Annotated in this window: 20 protein-coding genes; 18 read left to right on the top strand and 2 right to left on the bottom strand. The window is 28.0% G+C overall.

Annotation, left to right across the window (positions count from 1 at the left end; translation table 11 throughout):
- Positions 1-71 precede the first annotated feature (71 nt).
- From proB to Q4E08_RS01195, 9 genes are all read left to right on the top strand, one after another.
- Positions 72-890, top strand: coding sequence for a glutamate 5-kinase (gene proB, locus Q4E08_RS01155; RefSeq protein WP_303127276.1), 819 nt, complete (start codon positions 72-74; stop codon positions 888-890).
- Positions 891-2,135, top strand: coding sequence for a glutamate-5-semialdehyde dehydrogenase (locus Q4E08_RS01160; protein WP_303127278.1), 1,245 nt, complete (start codon positions 891-893; stop codon positions 2,133-2,135).
- An 18-nt stretch (positions 2,136-2,153) separates the two neighbouring features.
- The gene (locus Q4E08_RS01165; RefSeq protein ID WP_303127280.1) at positions 2,154-2,603 is read left to right on the top strand and encodes a GNAT family N-acetyltransferase; all 450 of its coding nucleotides are present in this window, start codon (positions 2,154-2,156) and stop codon (positions 2,601-2,603) included.
- 230 nt (positions 2,604-2,833) lie between these two features.
- The gene (locus Q4E08_RS01170) at positions 2,834-3,754 is read left to right on the top strand and encodes a TraB/GumN family protein (protein WP_303127282.1); all 921 of its coding nucleotides are present in this window, start codon (positions 2,834-2,836) and stop codon (positions 3,752-3,754) included.
- A gap of 284 nt (positions 3,755-4,038) precedes the next feature.
- Entirely contained in the window at positions 4,039-4,815 is a 777-nt protein-coding gene (locus Q4E08_RS01175) for an SDR family oxidoreductase (RefSeq protein WP_303127284.1), read from the top strand.
- A gap of 11 nt (positions 4,816-4,826) precedes the next feature.
- The gene (locus Q4E08_RS01180; RefSeq protein ID WP_303127286.1) at positions 4,827-5,630 is read left to right on the top strand and encodes an HAD family hydrolase; all 804 of its coding nucleotides are present in this window, start codon (positions 4,827-4,829) and stop codon (positions 5,628-5,630) included.
- Positions 5,631-5,975: 345 nt separating this feature from the next.
- Complete coding sequence (gene carA / locus Q4E08_RS01185) at positions 5,976-7,025, top strand: glutamine-hydrolyzing carbamoyl-phosphate synthase small subunit (protein ID WP_303127288.1); 1,050 nt, start codon at positions 5,976-5,978, stop codon at positions 7,023-7,025.
- A 23-nt stretch (positions 7,026-7,048) separates the two neighbouring features.
- On the top strand, positions 7,049-10,264 hold the full coding sequence (gene carB, locus Q4E08_RS01190) for a carbamoyl-phosphate synthase large subunit (RefSeq protein WP_303127290.1): 3,216 nt from the start codon (positions 7,049-7,051) through the stop codon (positions 10,262-10,264).
- A 233-nt stretch (positions 10,265-10,497) separates the two neighbouring features.
- Positions 10,498-10,740 (top strand): hypothetical protein, encoded by a 243-nt coding sequence (locus tag Q4E08_RS01195; RefSeq protein ID WP_303127292.1) that lies wholly within the window; start codon positions 10,498-10,500, stop codon positions 10,738-10,740.
- Between the two features lie 85 nt (positions 10,741-10,825).
- Here Q4E08_RS01195 and Q4E08_RS01200 read toward each other — a convergent pair whose 3' ends face one another.
- Positions 10,826-12,727, bottom strand: a complete 1,902-nt coding sequence (locus Q4E08_RS01200; RefSeq protein WP_303127294.1) for a glutamine synthetase — start codon at positions 12,725-12,727, stop codon at positions 10,826-10,828.
- A gap of 255 nt (positions 12,728-12,982) precedes the next feature.
- Between Q4E08_RS01200 and murI the strand changes: the two genes are divergently transcribed.
- The 8 genes from murI (at position 12,983) to Q4E08_RS01240 (ending at position 21,686) form a co-directional block, all read left to right on the top strand.
- Positions 12,983-13,756 (top strand): glutamate racemase, encoded by a 774-nt coding sequence (murI, locus tag Q4E08_RS01205; protein WP_303127296.1) that lies wholly within the window; start codon positions 12,983-12,985, stop codon positions 13,754-13,756.
- Between the two features lie 233 nt (positions 13,757-13,989).
- Entirely contained in the window at positions 13,990-14,262 is a 273-nt protein-coding gene (locus Q4E08_RS01210) for an STAS-like domain-containing protein (RefSeq protein WP_303127298.1), read from the top strand.
- Between the two features lie 197 nt (positions 14,263-14,459).
- On the top strand, positions 14,460-15,104 hold the full coding sequence (locus Q4E08_RS01215) for a DedA family protein (protein WP_303127300.1): 645 nt from the start codon (positions 14,460-14,462) through the stop codon (positions 15,102-15,104).
- A gap of 141 nt (positions 15,105-15,245) precedes the next feature.
- Entirely contained in the window at positions 15,246-15,770 is a 525-nt protein-coding gene (locus tag Q4E08_RS01220) for a peptidylprolyl isomerase (protein ID WP_303127302.1), read from the top strand.
- A 12-nt stretch (positions 15,771-15,782) separates the two neighbouring features.
- Positions 15,783-16,151, top strand: a complete 369-nt coding sequence (locus Q4E08_RS01225) for a DUF3783 domain-containing protein (RefSeq protein ID WP_303127304.1) — start codon at positions 15,783-15,785, stop codon at positions 16,149-16,151.
- 6 nt (positions 16,152-16,157) lie between these two features.
- Entirely contained in the window at positions 16,158-16,835 is a 678-nt protein-coding gene (locus tag Q4E08_RS01230; protein WP_303127306.1) for a helix-turn-helix transcriptional regulator, read from the top strand.
- Between the two features lie 96 nt (positions 16,836-16,931).
- Positions 16,932-20,393, top strand: coding sequence for a S8 family peptidase (locus Q4E08_RS01235; RefSeq protein ID WP_303127308.1), 3,462 nt, complete (start codon positions 16,932-16,934; stop codon positions 20,391-20,393).
- Positions 20,394-20,453: 60 nt separating this feature from the next.
- Positions 20,454-21,686, top strand: a complete 1,233-nt coding sequence (locus Q4E08_RS01240) for a peptidoglycan-binding protein (protein ID WP_303127310.1) — start codon at positions 20,454-20,456, stop codon at positions 21,684-21,686.
- Between the two features lie 45 nt (positions 21,687-21,731).
- On the opposite strand, the gene Q4E08_RS01245 is transcribed toward Q4E08_RS01240, so the two are convergent.
- Complete coding sequence (locus tag Q4E08_RS01245; protein ID WP_303127312.1) at positions 21,732-22,796, bottom strand: GerAB/ArcD/ProY family transporter; 1,065 nt, start codon at positions 22,794-22,796, stop codon at positions 21,732-21,734.
- Positions 22,797-22,938: 142 nt separating this feature from the next.
- On the opposite strand from Q4E08_RS01245, the gene Q4E08_RS01250 reads away from it, so the two are divergent.
- A complete protein-coding gene (locus Q4E08_RS01250) occupies positions 22,939-24,036 on the top strand; it encodes a hypothetical protein (RefSeq protein ID WP_303127314.1) in 1,098 nt (365 codons plus the stop codon).
- The last annotated feature ends 75 nt before the right edge of the window (positions 24,037-24,111 follow it).

Below are 24,111 nucleotides of genomic sequence, written 5' to 3' on the forward strand. Positions count from 1 at the left end.
TAATAGAAAATAAAAAAATAAGGTTATATAATAAAAGAAGTTAAAAAATAATACAAGGGGTTGTAAAGAAAATGAACATTAGAAAAGAAATAAAAAATTCCAAGAGAATAGTTGTAAAAGTAGGAACGTCAACATTAACTTATGAAAATGGAAATATTAATTTAACAAGAATTGAAAAACTTGCAAGAGTTATTTCAGACTTAATGAATTCAGGAAAAGAAGTTGTTCTTGTAACATCAGGAGCTATAGGTGTTGGAAGTAGCAAATTAAAGCTTAAAGAAAAGCCCCAAAGTATTAGAGAAAAACAAGCAGTAGCAGCAATTGGACAATGTGAATTAATGCATATATATAGTAAATTTTTTGGAGAATACAGTCATACTGTAGGCCAAGTGTTACTTACAAGAGATGTAGTTGAGGATGATCATATAAGAAATAATGTATGTAATACATTTAATACATTATTAGAAATGGGAATAGTGCCTATAGTAAATGAAAATGATACAGTAGCAATAGATGAGATAGAAAATATAGTTAAATTTGGAGATAATGATAACCTTTCTGCAATAGTTGCAGGGCTTGTTAATGCAGATCTTTTAATAATACTTTCAGATATAGATGGATTTTATGATAAAGATCCAAGAAGTAATGAAGATGCAAAGCTTTTAAGTGAAGTATCTAAAATAACAGAAGAATTAGAGGCGGCAGCAGGTGGAGCAGGAACAAGCTTTGGAACAGGTGGAATGATTACAAAACTTTCAGCGGCCAAAACTGCAAATAATGAAGGAGTAAATATGGTTCTTGCTAATGGTAAGGAGCCTTCAATATTATTTAATATTGTAAATGGTGAAGAAATTGGTACTTTATTTTTAAAGAATGGAAAGGAGAATTAGATGAGTGAATTAATATTAAAGGGACAAAAAGCTAAAGAAGCAGCATATATATTAGCTAATCTTACAACTACAGATAAAGATAAAGCTTTAGAAAAAATGGCAAATAATCTATTAGAAAAAAGCAATGAAATAATAGAAGCAAATAAAAAAGATTTAGAAAAGGCAATTCAAAATGGTACTAATAAGGCTATGCTAGATAGATTATCATTAGATAAATCAAGAATAGAATCAATGGCTGATGGGCTTAAGCAAATTGTTAATTTGCAAGATCCAGTAGGAGAAGTTATTTCTATGTGGAATAGACCAAATGGACTTCAAATAGGTCAAAAAAGAGTTCCTATGGGAGTTATAGGAATAATATATGAAGCAAGACCAAATGTTACGTGTGATGCAGCTGGACTTTGTTTAAAAGCTGGAAATGCAGTTATATTAAGAGGTGGAAAAGAGGCAATAAATTCAAATATAGCAATAACAAAAGTTTTAAGAGAAGGACTTAAAGAAGCAGGTCTTCCAGAGGATTCAGTTCAACTTATTGAAGATACAAGTAGGGAAGTTGCAACGGAAATGATGAAGCTAAATGACTATATAGATGTCTTAATTCCAAGAGGTGGAGCAGGTCTTATAAATGCTGTTGTTAAAAATGCAACTGTTCCCGTTATAGAAACTGGAACAGGAAATTGTCATATTTATATTGATAAAGATTGTGATTTTGAAATGGCAAAAAATATAGTTGTTAATGCAAAAACATCAAGACCTGCTGTATGTAATGCTGCAGAAAGCTTGGTTATACATCAAGATGTGGCAGAAGAAATACTTCCTATTTTAGTGAAGTCTTTAAGAGAAAAAGATGTTATTTTAAGAGGGGACGAAGCTTCAAGAAAAATAATTAGTGATATTGAAGCGGCAACAGAAGAAGATTTTTATAAAGAATATTTAGATTATATTATAAGTGTTAAAATAGTAAAAGATATAGACGAGGCTATAAATCATATAAATAAACATAATACTGGACACTCAGAAGCAATAGTTACAAATAGTTATGAGAGTTCACAAAAATTTCTTCAAAGAATAGATGCAGCAGCTGTATATGTTAATGCATCAACTAGATTTACTGATGGGTCAGAATTTGGTTTTGGAGCTGAAATTGGAATAAGTACGCAAAAACTACATGCTAGAGGCCCTATGGGACTTAAAGAGTTAACAACAATAAAATATATTATATATGGTAACGGACAAATAAGATAAAAGTGGTGAGGGTATTAAATGAAACTTTGTATTCAAAAATTTGATGAATTTACAAATGATGATTTATATAAAATACTTCAAGAAAGGTTTGAAGTTTTTGCCTGTGAACAAAAAATAACATGTGAAAATGAATTTGATGGAAAAGATCAGGATTGTATACATTTATATGCAAAAGACGGAGATAAAATAGCTGCATATCTTAGAATACTTCCTAAAGGTGTTGGATATAAGGATGCAGTAGGAATAGGCAGAGTTTTAGTAAAAAAAGAATATAGAGGATATGGTTTAGCAAAAGTTGTTTTAAGAGAAGCTATAAAATATATTAAACATAATTTTAATAATGAAAAAATAAAATTATCTTCTCAGGAGTATATAAGAAGTTTATATGAATCACTTGGATTTGTTGCAATATCAGATATATATGATGAGGCAGGAATACCACATATAAAAATGATGTATAAAGGATAAATTAAAAGCCTTCAGTTTATAAACTGAAGGCTTAATTAAGATAGTATTGAAATAGTAAGTGTGGTCAACTCTAAAATTTTAGTAGCTGCCCTTACTATAATTTTCTGAATATTCAAACAAATTATACTATAAATTTAAAATAAAATCAAATTCATACTACATTATAGTATTTATATTAAAACATGTTACAATTAAATTGAAAAAATTTAAAAAATAGGAAGTGGGATGATATGACGATAAAAAAATATAAAAAAGTAATATATGCTTTTATAGATATTTTTATTTTTTTAGGTATAGTAATATATTTTTCTAATCTTGATTTAAAATCAGATTTTAAGCCTGAAGCAAAAGGCTTTCAATGGGAAGTTACAAAAAACAATAAAAGTATGTACTTAATAGGGACTATGCATCCTATAAATAAAGAATATAATTATTTCAATAAAAATGTAAAAGATATAATAAGAAAAACTGATGTATTAGCAGTTGAAATAAATCCATCTAAAGAGGAAATAGATAATATTAATGCAAAAAATGTATATATAAATGGACATAGTATAGAAGATGAACTTAATAAAAATCAAATAAAAAATTTAAAAAGTATATGTAATGAAATAGGTATAGATTATAAAGATATAAAAAATTTAAAGCCTCATATAATTATGAATAAATTAGAATCTGTTTTATATTATAAAGCAAATCTTGTAATGGAAACTTTTGATGATATGTTAAAAGATACTATAGTTAGTAAAGGAAAAAGAGTAGTTCAATTAGAAAATATGGAATTTCAAATGGATCTTTTAAGTAAAATTAATGGACTTGAATCATTAAAGTTAAATTTAAATAATTATAAGAAGGGAAAATTTTTAGAAAGTGGAGAAGAAACTATAAAATATTCAAAAGAACTTATGGATGGATATGCTAAAGGTAATAAAGCTATTATGGAAAAGGCAATAGAATTACAAAAGAAAAATCCATTAAGTTATAGGATAATGATAACTAATAGAAATAAAGTTATGACTAAAAAGATAGATGAGCTTTTTTTAGATAATGAAACATATACTGTAGCTGTTGGTGCATTACATTTCTTTGGTGATGAAAGTATAATAAAGATGTTAGAGAATAAAGGTTATACGGTTAACTCTATAGAATAAAAGGTGGCTTTAAGCCACTTTTTATTTGCATAAATTTAAATTTTTATATTAAAGAAATTCTTCAGCTTGAGTATAAATATAGCTTGAAGCTTAATGAGCTGAGTTTGATTAAAAAATCCAGTAATTCTAAATAATCTATATATAGATTATTTTATAAGGATATTAATAAAAATATTTTTCCTAAAATAAATTTTTAAGTCAGCTATTTCGTTGATATTGTATAAAAAGAATGTATAATTTATAAATAAAGAAAATATAAAAACTAATTATGGAAAGGATATTATATGGTAAAGGATAATTACACTTTAATAACTGGTGGGACTAAGGGGATTGGATTTGAACTTGCAAAATTATTTGCAAGGGATAGTAACAATTTAATCATTGTTTCAAGAAATGTTAATGAACTTATGGAAGTTAAAGAGTTTTTAGAAAATAAATATAAAATATTTGTGGAAATATTAGATTTAGATATAAGTGTGGATAACTCCGTTGAAAAAATTATAAATTTTGTGGAAGAAAAAAATTTAATTGTGGATAACTTAGTTAATAATGCTGGAGTCGGAAGTTTTGGTTATTTTGACGAAATAGATGAGAAAAAAGATTTAAACCTTATAAATATAAATATTATAGCATTAACTAAACTTATAAAATATTTTTTACCTAAATTAAAAAAAATGAATGATGGTGGAATATTAAATGTTGCATCAACTGCAGCATTTATTGGGGGACCAAAAATGAGCACATATTATTCTTCAAAAGCATATGTACTGACTTTATCTGAAGCTTTATATGAAGAAGCAAAAGAGTTTGGAGTAACAGTAAGTTGTCTTTGTCCTGGACCTGTAAAAACATCTTTTCAAAAAAATGCTGGAATTATTAAGTCTGAAAAAGCAAGAAAATATTTAATGGATGCAGAAATAGTAGCAAAGTGTGGGTATAATGGCTATAAAAAAAAGAAAGACATTATAATTCCAGGTTTTAAAAATAAAGTTATGATTATAGCTACAAAGTTTTTTCCAAGGAGTATAATAAGAAAAATAATATTTAATACAAATAAGTAGGAGTGTAAAATATGGGGATTTTTGAAGGGTATCTTTTAGTTTCAGATATGGATGGAACTTTATTAAATGATAAAAGAAAAATATCAGATGATGATAAAAATGCTATAAAGTATTTTAAAGAAAATGGAGGTTTATTTACTATAGCAACTGGTAGAATGCTAGAATCAGCTGGTAGGTTTGCAAGAGAGCTTGATTTAAGTTTGCCCATAATACTTTATAATGGAAGTAAAGTTTATGATTATACAAGTGAAAAGGTAATTAAGGAGTATTTTTTAGAAGAAGAAAGAAAAGTAGTTATAAATAAATTACTTCAGGAAAATAAAGAAATAGGAATTGAAGTTTATTCTGAAGAAAAAATATATATATTTAAAGAATGTAAATATACAAAAAGATTTACTGGAAAAGGATATAAAGTAATATATGATATAGATGATAGTATTTGGAATGCAAAGTGGACTAAAATATTAGTTGTTGGTGAAGAAGGTATATTGGATGAACTTGAAGCAAACTTTACAAAATATGATAGTGAAATACCTATAAGAAGTGGAGAAAGGTTTCTTGAAATTGTACCAAAATATACTTCAAAAGGACAGGCTTTAAATGATTTAATAAATGAATATAAACTCAATGATTTAAAGGTTATAACTGTTGGAGATAATATGAATGATAAAGAGTTTTTAGAAAATGCAGACTATGGTTTTATAGTTAAAAACGGAAATAAAAAATTATTAGATAAGGTTAAGTATAAAGCTCCAAGCAACAATGATAATCCTATTAAATTTATAGTAGAATGGATTGAAAATAATATAAAGTAATTAATTATCATAATGATAATTAAATTTTTAAATTTCTTGACATGGAAATTTATATAAACTAAAATAGTAAAAAAAGAATAAATTTAGAAAAGTTAAAGTACACTTTAAATTGGTCCTGTGAGGCCAGAAAGGAGTATAGAACTATGCTATTATTTAATGGAAATATTATAGCTTTGTTTAATAAGTTAAATTTAAATAAGAATGAATATACCAGGGCAATAGGGAGAGCAATTTCAATTTAAAGTAATTTGGTCTCTTTATTGTCCTTTTTGTTATGCAAAAATTTAAATTTATCTTTAAAGTGTATTTTTAGCAAGTAACTTAAATTTTTGAGGAGGGCTAAGCATGAAAGCAAAGCTTATATTAGAAAATGGAGTAATTTTTGAAGGAAAAGCCTTCGGATATCTTAAAGAAAATGTTGGAGAAGTAGTATTTACTACAGGAATGACTGGCTATCAAGAGGTTTTAACAGATCCATCATATCATGGACAAATAGTAACTATGACTTATCCTTTAATAGGAAACTACGGAATAAATTTAGAGGATATGGAATCAAACAAGCCACAAGTGAGTGGATTCATAGTTAGAGAAAAATGTGACATACCTAATAATTTTAGATGCGAATTAACATTAGATGATTATTTAAGACAAAATAAAATTATTGGTCTTGAGGGTATAGATACAAGAGCATTAACTAAAATTCTAAGAAGCAATGGAACAATGAGAGGAATTATTGTATTAGATGATTCTAAATTAGAAGACGTTAAGGGTAAAATTGAGGGTTTTTCAAATAAAGAGGCAGTACATATTGTAAGTACTAAAGAAAAATATGAAATTGAGGGTCCAGGAAAGCACGTAGCTGTAATCGACTATGGTATAAAAACTAATATTCTTAGATGTTTTAAAAAGAGAGGATGTAAGTTAACGGTATTTCCATCAAATGTATCATCAGATGAAGTACTTAGTGTAAATCCTGACTTAGTATTTTTATCAAATGGACCTGGAGATCCGGAAGATTTAAAAGTAGAAATAGAAACTATAAAAAATATTATAGGAAAGAAGCCGGTAGTAGGAATATGTCTTGGTCATCAACTTTTAGCATTAAGTTTAGGCGGGAAGACGGCTAAATTAAAGTTTGGACATAGAGGTGGAAATCATCCAGTAAAAGACTTAGAAACAGGAAAAGTACATATAACATCACAAAATCATGGTTATTACGTAAATAACATTCCAAAGGATGTAGAAGTAACTCATGTAAATATAAATGATGAAACAGTAGAAGGAATGAAGCATAAAGTTATGCCAATATATTCAGTTCAATTCCATCCTGAGGCATCAGCTGGACCTAAGGATTCAGAATATATATTTGATAGATTTTTAAATTATGCACTATAAGATACTTTAGGAGGATTGAAGTTATGCCATTAAATAAAGATATTAAAAAAGTTTTAGTTATAGGATCAGGACCGATTATTATAGGACAAGCAGCTGAGTTTGACTATTCAGGAACTCAAGCTTGCCAAGCGTTAAAGGAAGAAGGAATAGAAGTAGTTTTAATAAATTCAAATCCTGCAACAATAATGACAGATAAGGAAGTTGCAGATAAGGTTTATTTAGAGCCACTTACATTAGAGTTTGTTGAAAAAGTAATAGAAAAAGAAAGACCAGATAGTTTACTTGCAGGAATGGGGGGACAAACTGGGTTAAATCTTGCAGTAGAGCTTTATGATGCTGGAATTTTAGATAAATATAACGTAAGAGTAATAGGTACATCTATCGAATCAATAAAAGAAGGAGAAGATAGAGAGTTATTTAGAGATATGATGAACAGAATAAATGAGCCAGTTATACAAAGTGAAATTGTAACTGACTTAGATGCTGGAATTTCATTTGCAAATAAAATAGGGTATCCAGTTATAGTAAGACCTGCATATACACTTGGAGGAACAGGTGGGGGAATTGCAGACAATGAAGCGGAACTTATAGAAATATTACAATCAGGTCTTCAATTAAGTACTATAGGACAGGTTCTTTTAGAAAAGTCAGTTAAAGGATGGAAAGAAGTTGAGTATGAAGTAATGAGAGATTCATACGGAAACTGTATAACTGTATGTAATATGGAAAATATAGATCCAGTAGGAATACATACAGGAGATAGTATAGTTGTAGCACCATCACAAACATTATCAGATAAGGAATATCAAATGCTTAGAACTGCATCAATTAATATAATAAACGCAGTAGGAATTGAAGGTGGTTGTAATGTACAATTTGCTTTAAATCCAGAAAGTTTTGAATATGCAGTAATAGAAATAAATCCTAGAGTTTCAAGATCATCAGCTCTTGCTTCAAAAGCAACAGGATATCCAATAGCAAAGCTTGCTACAAAAATAGCACTTGGATATGGATTGGATGAAATAAAAAATGCAGTAACTCAGAAGACGTACGCATGCTTTGAGCCTTCATTAGATTATGTAGTTTGCAAAATACCAAAATGGCCATTTGATAAATTTTTTGGAGCTGATAGAGCTCTTGGAACAAAGATGATGGCAACTGGTGAAATAATGGCAATAGGGGCAAATTTTGAGCAAGCTTTCTTAAAAGGAATAAGAAGTTTAGAAATCGGAAGATATTCATTAGATTACAAGAAGTTTAGAGATTTAAGTATGCAAGAACTTAAAGAAAGAGTAATGGTTCCAGATGATGAAAGAATCTTTGCATTAGCAGAAATGCTTAGAAGAGATTATAGAATTGATATGGTATGCCATATAACAGGAATGGATAAGTTCTTTGTAGAAAAAATAAAATGGATAGTAGATGAAGAACAAAGATTAAAGTTAAGTAAAATTGAAGATTTAAACAAAGATTGGTTATTAACATTAAAGAAAAAAGGATTCTCAGATAAAGCAATTGCAGACTTCTTAAATGTTAGTCCAGAAGAAGTATATAAATTAAGAAATATATGGAACATTAAACCGGCATATAAAATGGTTGATACTTGTGCTGGAGAGTTTGAAGCACTATCACCATATTATTATTCAACTTATGAACAATATGACGAGGTTAAAGTAACAAAGGATAAAAAGAAGGTTATAGTAATAGGATCAGGACCAATTAGAATAGGACAAGGTGTTGAATTTGACTATGCTTCAGTTCATTGTGTTAAGTCATTAAAGAACATGGGAATAGAAACAATAATAGTGAATAATAATCCAGAAACAGTAAGTACAGATTTTGATATATCAGATAAATTATACTTTGAACCATTAACAGAAGAAGATGTATTAAATATAGTTGAAAAAGAAAATCCAGATGGAGTAATTCTTCAATTTGGAGGACAAACAGCTATTAAACTTGCAAATTTTTTAAAAGAAAAAAATATACCAGCACTTGGTACAACAGCAGATCAAATTGATATGGCAGAAGATAGAGAAAAATTTGATGAGCTATTAGAAGAACTTGGTGTAGCTAGACCAAAAGGAAAGGGTGTATGGTCAGTTCAAGAAGGTTTAAATGAAGCGAAAATTCTTGGATTCCCAGTACTTGTTAGACCTTCATATGTACTTGGTGGTCAAGGTATGGAAATAACTCATGATGAGGAAGAATTAACATACTACTTAACAAATGCTTTTAAAAAAGATACAAAAAATCCAATTCTTATAGATAAATATTTAATGGGTAGAGAAATAGAAGTTGATGCTATATCAGATGGTTGTGATATATTAATACCAGGAATAATGGAACACTTAGAGAGAGCAGGAGTTCATTCAGGTGACAGTGTAACAATGTATCCAAGTCAAAATATAAGTAAAGAAATAAAAGATAAAGTATTAGAATATACAAAGAAACTTGCAACTTCAATAGGAATAAAAGGTATGATAAACATTCAATTTATAGAGTTTGAAGGAAATCTTTATGTAATAGAAGTTAATCCAAGAGCTTCAAGAACTGTTCCTTATATAAGTAAGGTTTCTGGAGTACCAATAGTAGACCTTGCAACAAAGGCAATGCTTGGATATAAAATTAAAGATTTAGGATATGGAGTAGATGTATATAAAGAGCCAAATCTTGTATCAGTTAAGGTTCCAGTATTCTCAACTCAAAAACTTCCAAATGTTGAAGTATCTTTAGGACCTGAAATGAAATCAACAGGGGAAGTCTTAGGAATTGGAAGAAATATAAAAGAAGCTTTATATAAAGGATTTGTTGCTGCTGGTATGTTAAGCAATATTGATAACGGAAAAATACTTGCAACAATTAAGAAACATGATAAGAAAGAATTTTTACCAATGGCAATAGAACTTTCAAAACTTGGATATAAATTCGTAGCAACAAAAGGAACATGTAAATTATTAAAAGATAATGGAATTGAAGCTGAAGAAGTAAGAAAAATCAATGAAGAAAATCCAAATATATTAGATGTAGTAAAGAATAAAGAAGTTGATTTAGTAATAAACACACCAACAAAGGGAAATGATTCAAAAAGGGATGGATTCTTAATAAGAAGGGCTGCTGTAGAGAGAAATATTGGAGTTATAACAGCTTTAGATACATTAAGGGCTATGATAAATGTAAGAAAAGAAAAATTAAATAAGAGGAATGATTTAGAGGTTTTTAATATAGCTGAAATATAAAAATATTAATAAAATTTAAGGTGCTATGCAAATTGTATTTGTATAGCATTTTTTTATATGACATATAGATATTTTAATCGACAAAGTTTTTGCTATAAAAATAAAAAAATAATTAGGAATATATAATTAAATAAAACATATATTGTTAACATAAGAAAAAAATATGTTGACATGCGAACCTCTGTTCGATAAAATATAATCAAACGTGTGTTCGTATAAAAGGAGTGTTATTTATGAAATCAGATTCAAGCGTTTTTGTAAAATTAAATTACAAAAATATTGGTGAAGTTAGAAGTCTTATTATAGATAGACAAGGTAATTTTGGAGAATCAAAAAAATATTTAATGTGTGCTGGAAAATGCGACAAAAATGGATGGACAATAGTATTTAAAGCAAAAGATTTCAAAGAAGCCGAGGAGATAGTAAATAGTAGCACTTTTAAGAACACGAGACATAAAGCTATTATGTATAACTAAAATAAGCGTTAATTTATATAAATAATGAAGAATAGATATTTAATATCTATTCTTCATTTTAATATTATATATTTATAATTGATAATTAAATATCTAATAGATTTTTTTCATATGAAGAATAAAGATCTCTTAAAGTACTCATTTTACTTTCAATTTCTAAATATAGTTCTGATGCTAATTCAAAATTAGAATTTTTAAATGCTTCTTTGATTTGAGTAAATAAGCATTTCTCGTTATAAGTATCTTTCATTAAGTGGTGTCTTAATTTATTTATTTCAGTCCATCTTGTAATATCTAAATCAAGAGCTTTTTCAGCTGCATGAAGAGCCTTAGTTTCTCTTATTTCCTTCATATAGTTAATTATAACTCTATGTTCTATTTCAGTTGACCATCTATTTAAAGCTGCAATTTTAAAGCTATCAATAATTTGATCAGTAAGTGCTGGATTTCTTTTTAATGCATTTATTTTTTCTTTATTACTATCAAGTTGCATTACATTTTCAACTACAGTTGCAGGTGCTTTTCCAAAATAGCTTATTCTTTCTTCTTCAGTAAAATCTTCAAACACATCTTCTTCAGTTCTATAGGCTCTAGATTTCTCTAGGTAAGTTGCATCTTCACCAGGCTTCTTTGAAAGTTCAGCTAATAACTCATCTTTTGATTTTTTTGATTCTGATGCATATAAAATACCATCTAGCATAGCCATATATGAAATAGCGATAGTAAGATATGTATTTGAATGTGGATTTGGAGATCTAAGCTCGAACCTAGTAGCCATAGGCTTATCTAAATCTCTTATTAATCCAACAAGTATAGTTCTATTTCTTGATGGATTATCAGGTGCTGTGCCTAAAGAAGTAACAGTACAAATAGGTGCTTCAAATCCAGGTTTTAATCTTTTTAATGAATTATTAGTTGAAGATATAAATGGATTCATAACTTCATAATTTTTAAGAATACCCATTATAGCTCCATATCCTATTTCGCTTAAGAAGTGTTCTTTTCCCATATGGAATAAGTTAATTCTTCTTCCATCTTTTAATTTGGCACTAACTCCTAAGTGAGTATGCATACCTGATCCAGCTACACCGTCAATAGGCTTTGCCATAAATGTTACATCAAGACCATTTCTTCTAAATGTTTCTTGTATTAAAACTCTAATAAAAAGTTCGTTATCAGCAGCTTGTAATGCAGATGAGAATTTCCAATCAACTTCAAGCTGTTCCATTATATGATTAAAGTTACCTGAGCTATCAAGTTTTGCTCTAACTCCTCCAACTTCCTTATGACCCATTTCTGGTTCAAATCCGTATTTATCCATTAAATCTAAAGTTTGTTCTAAAGCAGTTCTTACACTACCTTTAGTTCTTGTCCAATATTGTTCTTGTAAAACTTGAGATGTTGATAATTCTTCTATTAAAGCAACATCATTAGGTGTTTTAACCCAAAATTCTAATTCTGTAGCAGAAGTTAAATTTATATCTTCTAAGTCATCAATACTTATATTATAAGTAGCTAAAAGATTTGGATTTTTATTAAATTCTTCTAATAAATTCTTTTGGAAGGTTTCAACAGAGGATTTAAGTATAAATCTTGAGTCAACAGGTTTATTATCATGATATAAGAAACAAGGAATTCTAAGTGTTCCGACAGGTTTGTTAGTTGAAGGGTCTATATTATCATAATTATAGTCAATGAACCAATTACAATCTAGATCAGCAATCATATCGACTTTAGCGTTATTTAGAGTAGCTATGTTAGGTAGTACTACTGAAGAACCGTCAGTTTGAACTGCAACGCCATTTAGGAAGGAATCAATATCGTCTAAAAAAAGAGATACTGGTATTTTTTCGTCAGTATCATTTCCTGATAAATCAATTCCAACTAAGGATACAAATTTGATTTGTGGATTTTCTGTTAATATTTCTTTTATACTATTTTTATTATGTGTTTCTTTTGGTAGTGTGTAAATTAAATTGTCAATCATAATACATATTCTAGATATTATGCTATATTTAAAATTATATCTAGAAATAAGTCACATCCTTTCTACAGTTAAGTCGAATGAAATTATGAACATTTCGTTAAATGTTCGGAATTAAAATCTTAGAAAAATTTTACTACAAGATATATTTATAGTCAATAAATGAAAATAAAAATATTTATGTACATATAGATTTATTTTTATTAAAGTTATAGAATATGAAGTATATTAGTTTATAAAGAGTGGAGTGATTAGGCTTTGGATAAAAAACAATTGCCAATAGGATTTTTTGATTCAGGAGTTGGAGGTTTAAGTGTATTAAAAGAAGCTATAAAACTTATGCCAAATGAAAATTACATATATTTTGGAGATTCTAAAAATGCTCCATATGGAACAAAGGATATGAAAGAGGTTAGAGATTTAACTTTTAATGCGGTTGAATTTCTATTAAGTAAAGGAATAAAGGCTTTAGCTGTGGCTTGTAATACAGCAACTAGCGCAGCTGTTGCTGAACTTAGGAGAGTATATAAAGATTTACCTATAGTAGGAATAGAACCAGCTGTAAAACCTGCAGTTGAATTACATAAAGATGGAGATATAATAATTATGGCAACTCCATTTACATTAACACATAGAAAATTCCAAAGACTTTTAGAAGGCTATAAAAATGAGGCGAATATAACTCCTATGCCTTGTGGGGGATTAATGGAATTTGTAGAACGTGGAGATTTAGATAGTTTAGAACTTAAAAATTATCTTAGAGATAAATTTAAAGACTATAAAGATAAAGATATAGCTGCAATAGTTCTTGGCTGTACACATTATCCATTTATAAAAGAGCGTTTAATAGAAATAGTCGGGAAAGATGTTCCTATAATAGATGGAGGGGAAGGTACAGTGAGAGAGCTTAGAAGAAGGATGGGTTTAAAGGATTTAATAAATGATTCAACTGAAAGGGGAAGTATAACTTTCTATAATTCATTAGAAGATAATGAAATAATAAAATTGAGTGAAAGATTATTGAAATCTTAAAAAATAATAGTACTAAATTTAGTACTATTATTTTTTATTAATATGAAACATATTTAATTTTTAATCATATAATTAATTAAGAGAGAAAAATTTTTTAAAAAAGTTTGTTAAATAGTTGACAAATAAAAATGAACTTGGTATATTATAATTGTAAAATGAATTGTCAGAAAATTTGAAAAACAAATAAAATTTAAAGTGTTTATATATAAGAATTAATTTATGAGGTGATTTATATGATTATAAATGTTAGAGAGTTTTTAGGAGAAAATTTTGCTGTTGAAGATGCTATAGTACTAAGGGAACAAATAAAAAATAATTTAAATGAAGAAGTAGTTTTAGACTTTGAAGGACTAGATAGAGTACCAAGTACATTCTTAACTTGTCTTTTTAGTGAATTAATAAATAGAAATGGAAGAGAAACAATTTTTAACGCTATTAATGTTAAGAACTTAACAAACTATAATGATTTTTCAAGAGTAGTAATGGGAACAACATTTTTAAATTAATAAATGGAGTAAAATAATATGAATTTTTATAATCATAAGAAGTTATAGTCTTTTTAAATAAAGATAGTAACTTCTTATTTTTTATAAAAAATTATAATGAAAAAACTAATAAAGTTATCATTTAAAATTAATTCATTATTAACATGTTTGAATTATAATAATAAATAAAAATTTATTATATTATTAGGAGTGATAAAATGAGTATTATAAGTGAAATAATAAGCTTTATACTTCATTTAGATAAATATTTAAACATATTTATTATGAACTATGGTATATGGGTTTATGCTATATTGTTCTTTATAATTTTAATTGAAACAGGGTTAGTTGTTACTCCATTTTTACCAGGTGACTCTTTAATATTTGCATCAGCAGCCTTTGCGGCAAGTGGAGTATTAAATTTAGGAGTTTTATTAATTTTGTTATCATTTGCTGCAATAATAGGTGATACTTTAAACTATAATATAGGTAAATACTTAGGTAGCAAATTACTTTTAAAAGGAGATTCTAAGTTTATAAAGAAAGAGCATATAGAAAAAACTAATTCTTATTATGATAAGTATGGTGGAAAAACTTTAGTACTTGCAAGATTTATTCCGATTGTTCGTACTTTTGCACCATTTGTTGCTGGAATTGGTTCTATGAAATACAAAAAGTTTATATCTTATAATGCAATTGGTGGAATAGTATGGGTATTTATAGTATCTATGCTTGGGTACTTTTTTGGTAATATATCATTTATAAAAAGCAATTTTTCGATGATATTTATATTTATAGTAATAATTTCAATTGTACCAATTATAATTACCGCTATAAAAGGAAAAGTAGCAAGCAATAATTAGGGTTAAACAATAATTTGTTTAATAAGATTAAATGATATATAATTTCCTTAGAATATTTATTATCTAGTATTTTTATATGAATTTATATGAAGTATTTGGATAATAATAGATAATAGTTTAATTTTGAAAGGAGAATTTATTATGAAAAATCCAATAGTTACAATTGAAATGGAAAATGGGAAAGTTATAAAAGCAGAATTATATCCAGAGGTAGCAGAAAATACAGTTGATAATTTTATACATTTAATAAATATGGGATTCTATGATGGGTTAATATTTCACAGAGTAATTCCAGGATTCATGATTCAAGGAGGATGTCCAGAAGGAACAGGAATGGGTGGTCCAGGATATTCAATTAAAGGAGAGTTTACAAGAAACGGATTCAAAAATGAATTAAAACACCATAGAGGAGTTTTATCAATGGCAAGAGCTATGCACCCAGATTCAGCTGGTAGTCAATTCTTTATAATGGTTGCTGATGCTCCACACTTAGATGGACAATATGCTTCATTTGGTAAAGTAATTGAAGGAATTGAAGTTGCTGATGAAATAGTTAAAGCTCCAAGAGATCGTATGGATAGACCAAGAGAAGATCAAAAGATAAAGAAGGTTACAGTAGATTTAGGGGATTATAAAGCTAAAGAACCACAAATATTAGAAGATTAAGAGGTGAGCTAAATGGTAAAAAGTAAAGCTTTATTAGTACATGGCTTATCAGAAGAAGAAATAAATTCATTAAAACCATTAGCTAAAATAATAGAAATAAAGCCAGAAATGGTAGAATTAAAAATACATGAAATAGCTTCAGGAAAAGTAGTTGAAGAAATTATTGAAGAAACAGAATTACCTGATGAGAAAGCTATATTATTTAGTGGATTTTCAGATAAGGAAGTTCAAGTTTTGGTGAAGAAAGTAAGAAGTTCTGTTCAAGGCGGGGTACTTGCAGTAGTAACTCCAATGTCACGTAACTGGTCATTTAAATATTTATTAAACCATCTTATAGAGGAAAGAGAATGGTATAAGAGTCAGAACAAAAGAGGAGTGTAATAAGTTTTGAGTAGAGTTGGGAATAAGATAAAAGAAGCTAGACTTAAAGTTAATATGCCTCAAAAAGTATTAGCTAAAAAGCTTGGTGTTTCAGAGAAATTTATAAATGAAATAGAACTTGGGCGTAGAATTGCTCAAGAGAGTTTAATAAATAAAGCGGCTAAAGTTTTAAATGTAGATTTAAATGATGTAAATATGGTAGTTACAGATGAAGATTTAATGAATGAAAAGAAACTTGCTAAAGATATAAAACCAAGTTTTAAAAAAGATAATAAGTCTGATGCAGTATGGGAAAATGCATTTTCATCTGTTCTAAAAAATGTTCCGATATATGATTATTCTTTAAATAATGCAAAAGGATATAAGGAATTACCAATACACTCTAATAAAATTGAAGGATATCCTCAAGATAAAGTTATCTATATTGAAATTCAAGATGACGATATGAGTGGATTTAGAATGGCAAAAGGTGATTTGGTATTTGGACATTTAGTTACAGAGTTTAGTCAAAATGGTTTTTATTTAGTTCATTATAAAGGCTCAACAAAAATTAGGGAAATAAAAAAATTAGATAATGCAAAAGCTTTATTAATGAGTAATAGAAGTGGACTAATGACTGAAACTGTTGAATTTAAAAACATGAAGTTAATAGCGAAATTAGATAAAATAGAAATAAAACTTTAAAAGTGCATCTATTATAGATGCACTTTTTTTATATCAAAAAACATAGTAAGTCCATATTATACTAATTATATAAATAATTTTGAGGTGAAATATATATTGGAAAATAATATAAATTATTCACTAGGAAAATATAGATCATTAACTAAAGATATAATTAATAGAATTAATAATTTCAAAGGTAAAGTTGTTGAAGGACAAAATTTAATTGAAGTTATAATAATTAGTGGGGATAATGTGGATAATATTTCACAAATTGTGGATAACTTAGGAGGAAAATATGAAAATTTGGGATATGGTTATGGAATAGTAACTGTACCTGTGGATAAGTTATATCAATTAGAACAATATAAAACAATACAATATATTGAATTACCAAAAGAGTTATATATATCAGATTCTAGTAGTAATAGAGCTGCATGTGTTCAAAGAGTTAGAGGAAGTTATGATGTTGATGGTACTGGAGTAGTTATAGGATTTATAGATACAGGAATAGATTACATGCATCCAGCATTTAGAAATGAAGATGGGACTACAAGAATTGAATATATATATGATTTAAGTTTAGATGGTAAAGTATATAATAAAAATCAAATAAATGAAGCTATAAATAGTGTGGATCCAACTAATATAGTTCCATCAATAGATGTAATAGAGCATGGTACACATGTTGCTGGAATAGCTTGCGCAGGTGGGAATATTCCACAAAATAATTATGGAGTTGCTCCAAAAAGTTCAATAATAATGGTAAAGGCAAATAGAGGTAGATTTGCTTTAAGTACTCAAATACTTAGGGGAATTAAATTTTTAGTTGATAAGAGTAAAGAATTGAATATGCCATTAGTTGTTAATATAAGTTTAAGTACAAATGATGGAGCTCATAATGGAAATTCATTATTAGAAAAATATATAAGTACAGTTTGTGACTTAGAAAGAATAACTGTTGTTGTTGCGGCTGGAAATGAAGGAGATGCAGCACACCATGTTGGTGGAGAACTTAGAGATGAGCAAGAGATTTCTATAAATGTTGAAGAAGATGAACCTTATGTTGAGTTAGCTATTTATAAGGATATATTGCCTAAACTATCTATTCAAATTACAAATCCAACTGGTAAAAGTAGTGGAGAAATATTAATTAATAATGGTCTTAATGAAATTTATTTAGATGGAGATAGAATAGTAATATATGCATCTGGCCCCAAGCCTTTTGATTTAGTTGGGGAGATAACTATAGCTTTTATAGCAGGTGGATTTTATTTGATAAATGGTGAATGGAAGATAAAAATAAAGGTTGTAAATGAGTATAGGGGATATTATGATATATGGCTTCCTATTAGAGAAGGATTAAATACTAACACAAAGTTTTTAAAGCCAACTCTTTTTAATACATTAGGAATACCAGCAACAGTTCAGAATGTTATATCAGTAGGAAGTTATAATTATTTAACTAATACAATATCTCCTTTTAGTGGAAGAGGTAAAATTCGAAATACATCATTTATAAAACCGGATATAATAGCGCCAGGTGAAGGAATTATAGCACCAGTACCATTTAATACATTTGATTCAAAAAGTGGAACTTCTATGGCTACACCACATGTTGCTGGTATAGCTGCATTACTTATGCAATGGGGAATAGTTAATGGAAATGATACATTTTTATTTGGGGAAAGACTTAAAAATTATTTAGTAAGAGGAGCTAAAAGAGATAGACCTAGCATAACTTATCCTAGTTCTTTATGGGGTTATGGAACTATTTGTGCATTTAATTCATTTGAAATATTAAGAAATGATTTAAATATTCCAGCACAGAATAGACAAATTAAGAGAATAAGAAAAATTGTTGAGTATGTTGGAGATTTAGAAGCAGCATTATCAAAATATCCAGATGTAAATTTAATTATTTTAGATGAAAATTTTGCTGTAATAGATGTTTTAGAAAGTGATTTAAAGAGGATAGTAGATACAACTAGTGAAATTGTTTATGTAGAAGCATCTCCAGTATATACTTTAAATGATGTTTCTCCAGTTGAAGCATCTGGAGCTACGTTATTTCATGATAATCCATACCTTTCTTTAAATGGAAGAGGTGTTATGGTTGGAATAATAGATAGTGGTATAGATTATATGAATAAAGAATTTATGAGAGAAGATAACACAACAAGAATATCTTATTTATGGGATCAATCTATAGAAGATGGAAAAGCACCTAGTAGTTTTAATTATGGAGTTGAGTTTTCGGAAAATCAGATAAATGATGCAATAAATGCAGGTCTTTCAGGTGGAGATCCATATTCTATAGTTAATAGTAGGGATGAAATAGGGCATGGGACTATGGTTGCTGGAATAATTGGAGCAAGAGGTAGAGAGAGTGAAGAAATAATTGGTGCAGCCCCAGATTGTAATTTTACAATTGTAAAGTTAAGAGAGGCTTCTGAAACCTATCTTAGAAATTTTGGAGTAACTAATAGTGGTGTTGGAAGATATGAAAATGTTGATTTAATACTTGGAATAAGATTTATATTAAATAAGGCACGACAACTAAATGTACCTGTTGTAATATATATACCAGCTGGGACTAATGTAGGTTCTCATGATGGAACATCTATACTTGAAAGATTTATAGGAGATGCTTCAAAAAGGAGAGGACTTGCGGTGGTTGCTTGCACTGGAAATGAAGGAGATTCTGATACTCATACATCAGGTAAATTAGAATCAACTGGAGATATAAAAACAATTGAACTTAGTGTTGATAGAAGACAGCAAGAGCTATATATGGAAATATGGTGTAATAAACCTGATAAAATATCTTTATCAATAGTTTCACCTTCTGGAGAATTTATTGATAAAATACCAGCAAGGCTTGGACAAATTGAAGAAGTTAGATTTGTTTTTGAAGGAACCAAAATGTCTATACAATATTTTATTCCAGAAGAAATAACTGGAGATGAATTAATAAGAATAAAAATGGAAAATTTAAGAGAGGGTATATGGCAATTTAGGTTAATAGGAGATTATTTAGTTAATGGTGGATATAATGCATGGATACCACAAAGAGAATTATTAGCTCCAGAAACTAAATTTTTAAATCCAAGTCAATATACTACACTTATGTTACCTTCAACAGCAGAAATGGCTATAGTTTCAGGTTATTATAATCAAAATAATAATGCATCAGTTGGAAAGTCAGGAAGAGGAAATACTAGAGATGGAAGAGTTAAACCAGATATTGCATGTGGAGGAATAAATGCTACTGTACTTGTACCTGGTGGAGGGACTAAGGTTGCATCTGGGTCTTCAATTGGAGGAGCTGTTTTAGCAGGCTGTTGCGCATTGCTTCTTCAATGGGGAATAATTGATGGAAATGATCCAGCTATGTATTCTGTGAAAATGAAAACTTATATAATAAGAGGATCTGAAAAGAGAGAAGGAGATACTTATCCTAATAGACAGTGGGGATATGGAATGATTAGTATGAAAGGATTATTTGATAATATAAGAAGTAGAGGATATAGTGAGTTTTATGTTGGTGATATGTTTGTAAGAAAGCCTAATAAATAATTTCACAAATATAAACATTAAAGCATAATCTATTTATAAAGTAATATTAAGGAGTAATTAATGGCTGAAAAGGGTCGATTAAGATTACAATGTTTTAATGGCGATAGCTTTATTCCGTTAGATGGTTGTAAGGCAACTATAACAACTAATGATGGTAATGAAAAAATTGTTGAATTAGTAACAGATTCTTCTGGAAAAACTCAAACTATAGAGCTTGAAACACCACCTTTAGAAAATTCTCAATCTCCATCAGGTGGAATACCATATAGTTTATGTGATATAAAGGTTGAGAGAAATGGATTTGAAACATTTATAGTAAGAGGATGTCAAATATATCCTGTAGAAACTGCATTTCAAGTTTGCAACTTAAATCAAATTAATACAAGTAGAGCAAGTAGACAAGAAGTAATAGTTGTACAACCTAATAGACTTGTTGGAGATTTTCCAAGGAAGATACCTGAGGATGTAGAGAAGGAATTACCACCACCATCAAGTGGAGTAGTTCTTCCAAAGCCAGTTGTACCAGAATTTATAATTGTTCATGAAGGAACACCAAATTCATATGGTGTAAATCGTAGAGTATTATATAGAGATTATATAAAAAATGTTGCATCAAGTGAGATATATTCAACTTGGTCAAGTAATACCATAAGAGCTAATGTTTTTTGTATAATATCATTTACTTTAAACAGAATTTACACAGAGTGGTACAGGTCAAAAGGTAAGAACTTCGATATAACAAATTCAACTGCTTATGATCATGCTTTTAGTTATGGAAGAAATATATATGATAATATTAGCAATATAGTAGATGAGATATTCTCAACATATGTAAGAAGAATAGGAAGAAAACAACCGCTTTTAACTCAGTATTGTGATGGAAAAAATGTTAGTTGTCCTGGATGGTTAACTCAATGGGGAAGTAAGGAATTAGGTGATCAAGGAAGAACACCTTATGATATTTTAAAATTTTATTATGGAAACAATATAGAACTTACAACAGCAGAAGTAGTAAAAGGAAGTCCTAAATCTTATCCAGGTTATGATTTAACTGTAGGTTCAAGAGGAGAGCCTGTTAGAGTAACACAAGAATATTTAAATAGGATAGCTACAAACTATCCTTTAATTCCAAAGGTAGCTCAAGATGGAATTTATGGCAGTAGGACACAAAATCAAGTTAAGGTTTTTCAAAGTGTATTTGGATTACCACAAACAGGTATTGTTGATTACAGAACTTGGTATAAAATATCTGAAATATATGTAGGAGTAACAAGAATAGCGGAATTAAAATAATAATTAAAAAAAATAAGCACTAGTATATATTCTAGTGCTTATTTTTTAGCTATTTAAATAAGTTCTATTTTTTAAATAAAACTTAACACATTGAAATACAAATATAAGACTTAAAAATCCGAACAATGGATAAAGTGTAGAAATTAAATTTCCAAATCCTAAAAGAGATATTGGGAATGCTATAAAAATTACTAAGATAACAGACTTTTTAAAATTCATTTTAAATATTTCTTCTAATGTTTTGCTTATTGAATAAACATCAGATACTTCAGTCGAGAACATTTCTAATAATATAACCATAAGTAATAATGCTTGCAATATATAGCTAAAGCGTTGGGATACAAATAATAATGGAATTTCATATTGATAAATATAAGGTTGATTTATAGTTAGAAGTAAATTTATCATGAGACAAAGAATTGTTAAGCCTAAAGCACCAGAAACAACTCCTAATGTCATAGTTTTGGTATTTTTGATTCTAGTACTTAAAGGAACAAGAACACCACTACAGCATAAAATATTATATCCTGCATATAAAATTGTTGATAATACTAATCCTTTATCTTTTGGAGCCTCAAAAGATAATATATTATCAAAAGTTATAAGATCTCTACATAGGATAAAATAAAGTATCGTTATTGTAGTTATTGTAAATATAAGAGTTGGAACAATAAAAGAATTTACTTCAATTAGTCCATTAGTTCCTCTAAATAGGAAAAAAATAGCTATACCCATCATAATTAATGTTCCAACTATTTTTGGAAGACCAAAAAACTGATTAATAAGAGCACCACTTCCAGCAAGAATTATAGATGCGCTCGATATTAAGTAAATAGTTGTTATTCCACCAGTAATTTTTCCAAAAAAGTTTGGACTTATCTTATGTATTACATCTCCATAAGATTTTAGTTTGTATTTCATACCAATTTTTGAAATTATAGTTCCCATGGCAATATAAAATATTCCACAAATTATTATTGATATAAAACTCATTACACCAAATGAAGTGAAAAATTGAGTTATTTCTTTTCCAGAAGCAAGTCCAGCACCAACAACTGTACCAATAAAAACAACTGCAACTTGAAATATTTTAATTAACTCTTTTTTCAAAGTGTTACCTCCTTAAATAAAATTATTCTTAATAACAAATATACAAGCTAAACTTAAGATTTATTCTATTTATAAGTGAATAAGGTATATTTTCTAAGGAAAACTAATTATAAATATATGAATATAAGGAGGTAACTTCATTTTGAATAAAAAAAGAGTTTTAGCTATTTTTATGATTTTAATCTTATGTATAGTAGGATGTAATAAAAATATTAGTCAAAAGGATTCAGAAAACCAATTTAATGTTCAATTGTCTAAAAAGGTTGCAACAAGATATTTAGAATGTCTTAAAAGAAATGATATTGAAGGTGCTAATTCTATGTCAACTTCAAGTCTTGCATCACAAAATAAAGTTAAAGATTTATCTGATATGCCTATACTTTCTTTTTTAGTAGGTAATTTAGTGGAAACTGGAGGTAGTGCATATATTGAATATATTTGTGCAAGAAATAGTAAAAATACATTAAATGCAAGTTTAGATACAGTTACATTACAAGTTGCAAAGGAAGATGGAGAATATAAAGTATCAGATGTTAAGAGTGAGAATATAAAAGAGGTATATGTTGATAAGGATAATTTAAGATCAGTTATAAATGGAGCTGGAAGTGATGAATTAATTTTTAGATTAAATGATTTACCAACAAATATTTATCCTAAAGATATTACACCACCTATAAAAAAAGAAAAAATACCAAGGAATAAATTTTCTTCTTTAGGTATTAGTTATATTGGTGGAAAAATAGGATTTGCTACAACTGATGAAAAGGATAGTTTAATAGGCATTGCTACAGTTGAACAGGAAAAGCCATCAATGGCTAGTATTGGCGAGAGTATAGCTCAGGATTCAGGTACAAATTCTCAGGGCGTTGATGATAAAACATTAAAAGAGATATTTGAGAAACCAACAGCTCAAAAAATAATATGTTATGATATTTTAAGAGATAGTAAAATAGAAGATATTATTTTTACTGAAGGTGATGGAGATTTATTAGTTCAATATACTAAAAAGGGCCAAAAAGGAACTGGATTAAAAATTTATAAAAATCCTGATGGAAGATTGTTATCAATAGAATTTGAAAAGTTATTTCCAATGGATAAGTATAGTATAATTTATGAAATGGCAACAAAAACAGAACTTATAATAAATGTTATACCTGTTGGAGATAAAAATAATATATCTCAAGAAATATTAGGAAAGTATACTATAGATCTTGTTAAAGAAGAGATGAATAAAATATAGAATATTAAATAAAACCATTGAGAAATAAATTTTCACATATGATATTATATTTATAAAGGATATAAACAATTTGGA

The organism is Clostridium sp., from assembly GCF_030532265.1.
Lineage (GTDB): Bacteria > Bacillota > Clostridia > Clostridiales > Clostridiaceae > Clostridium.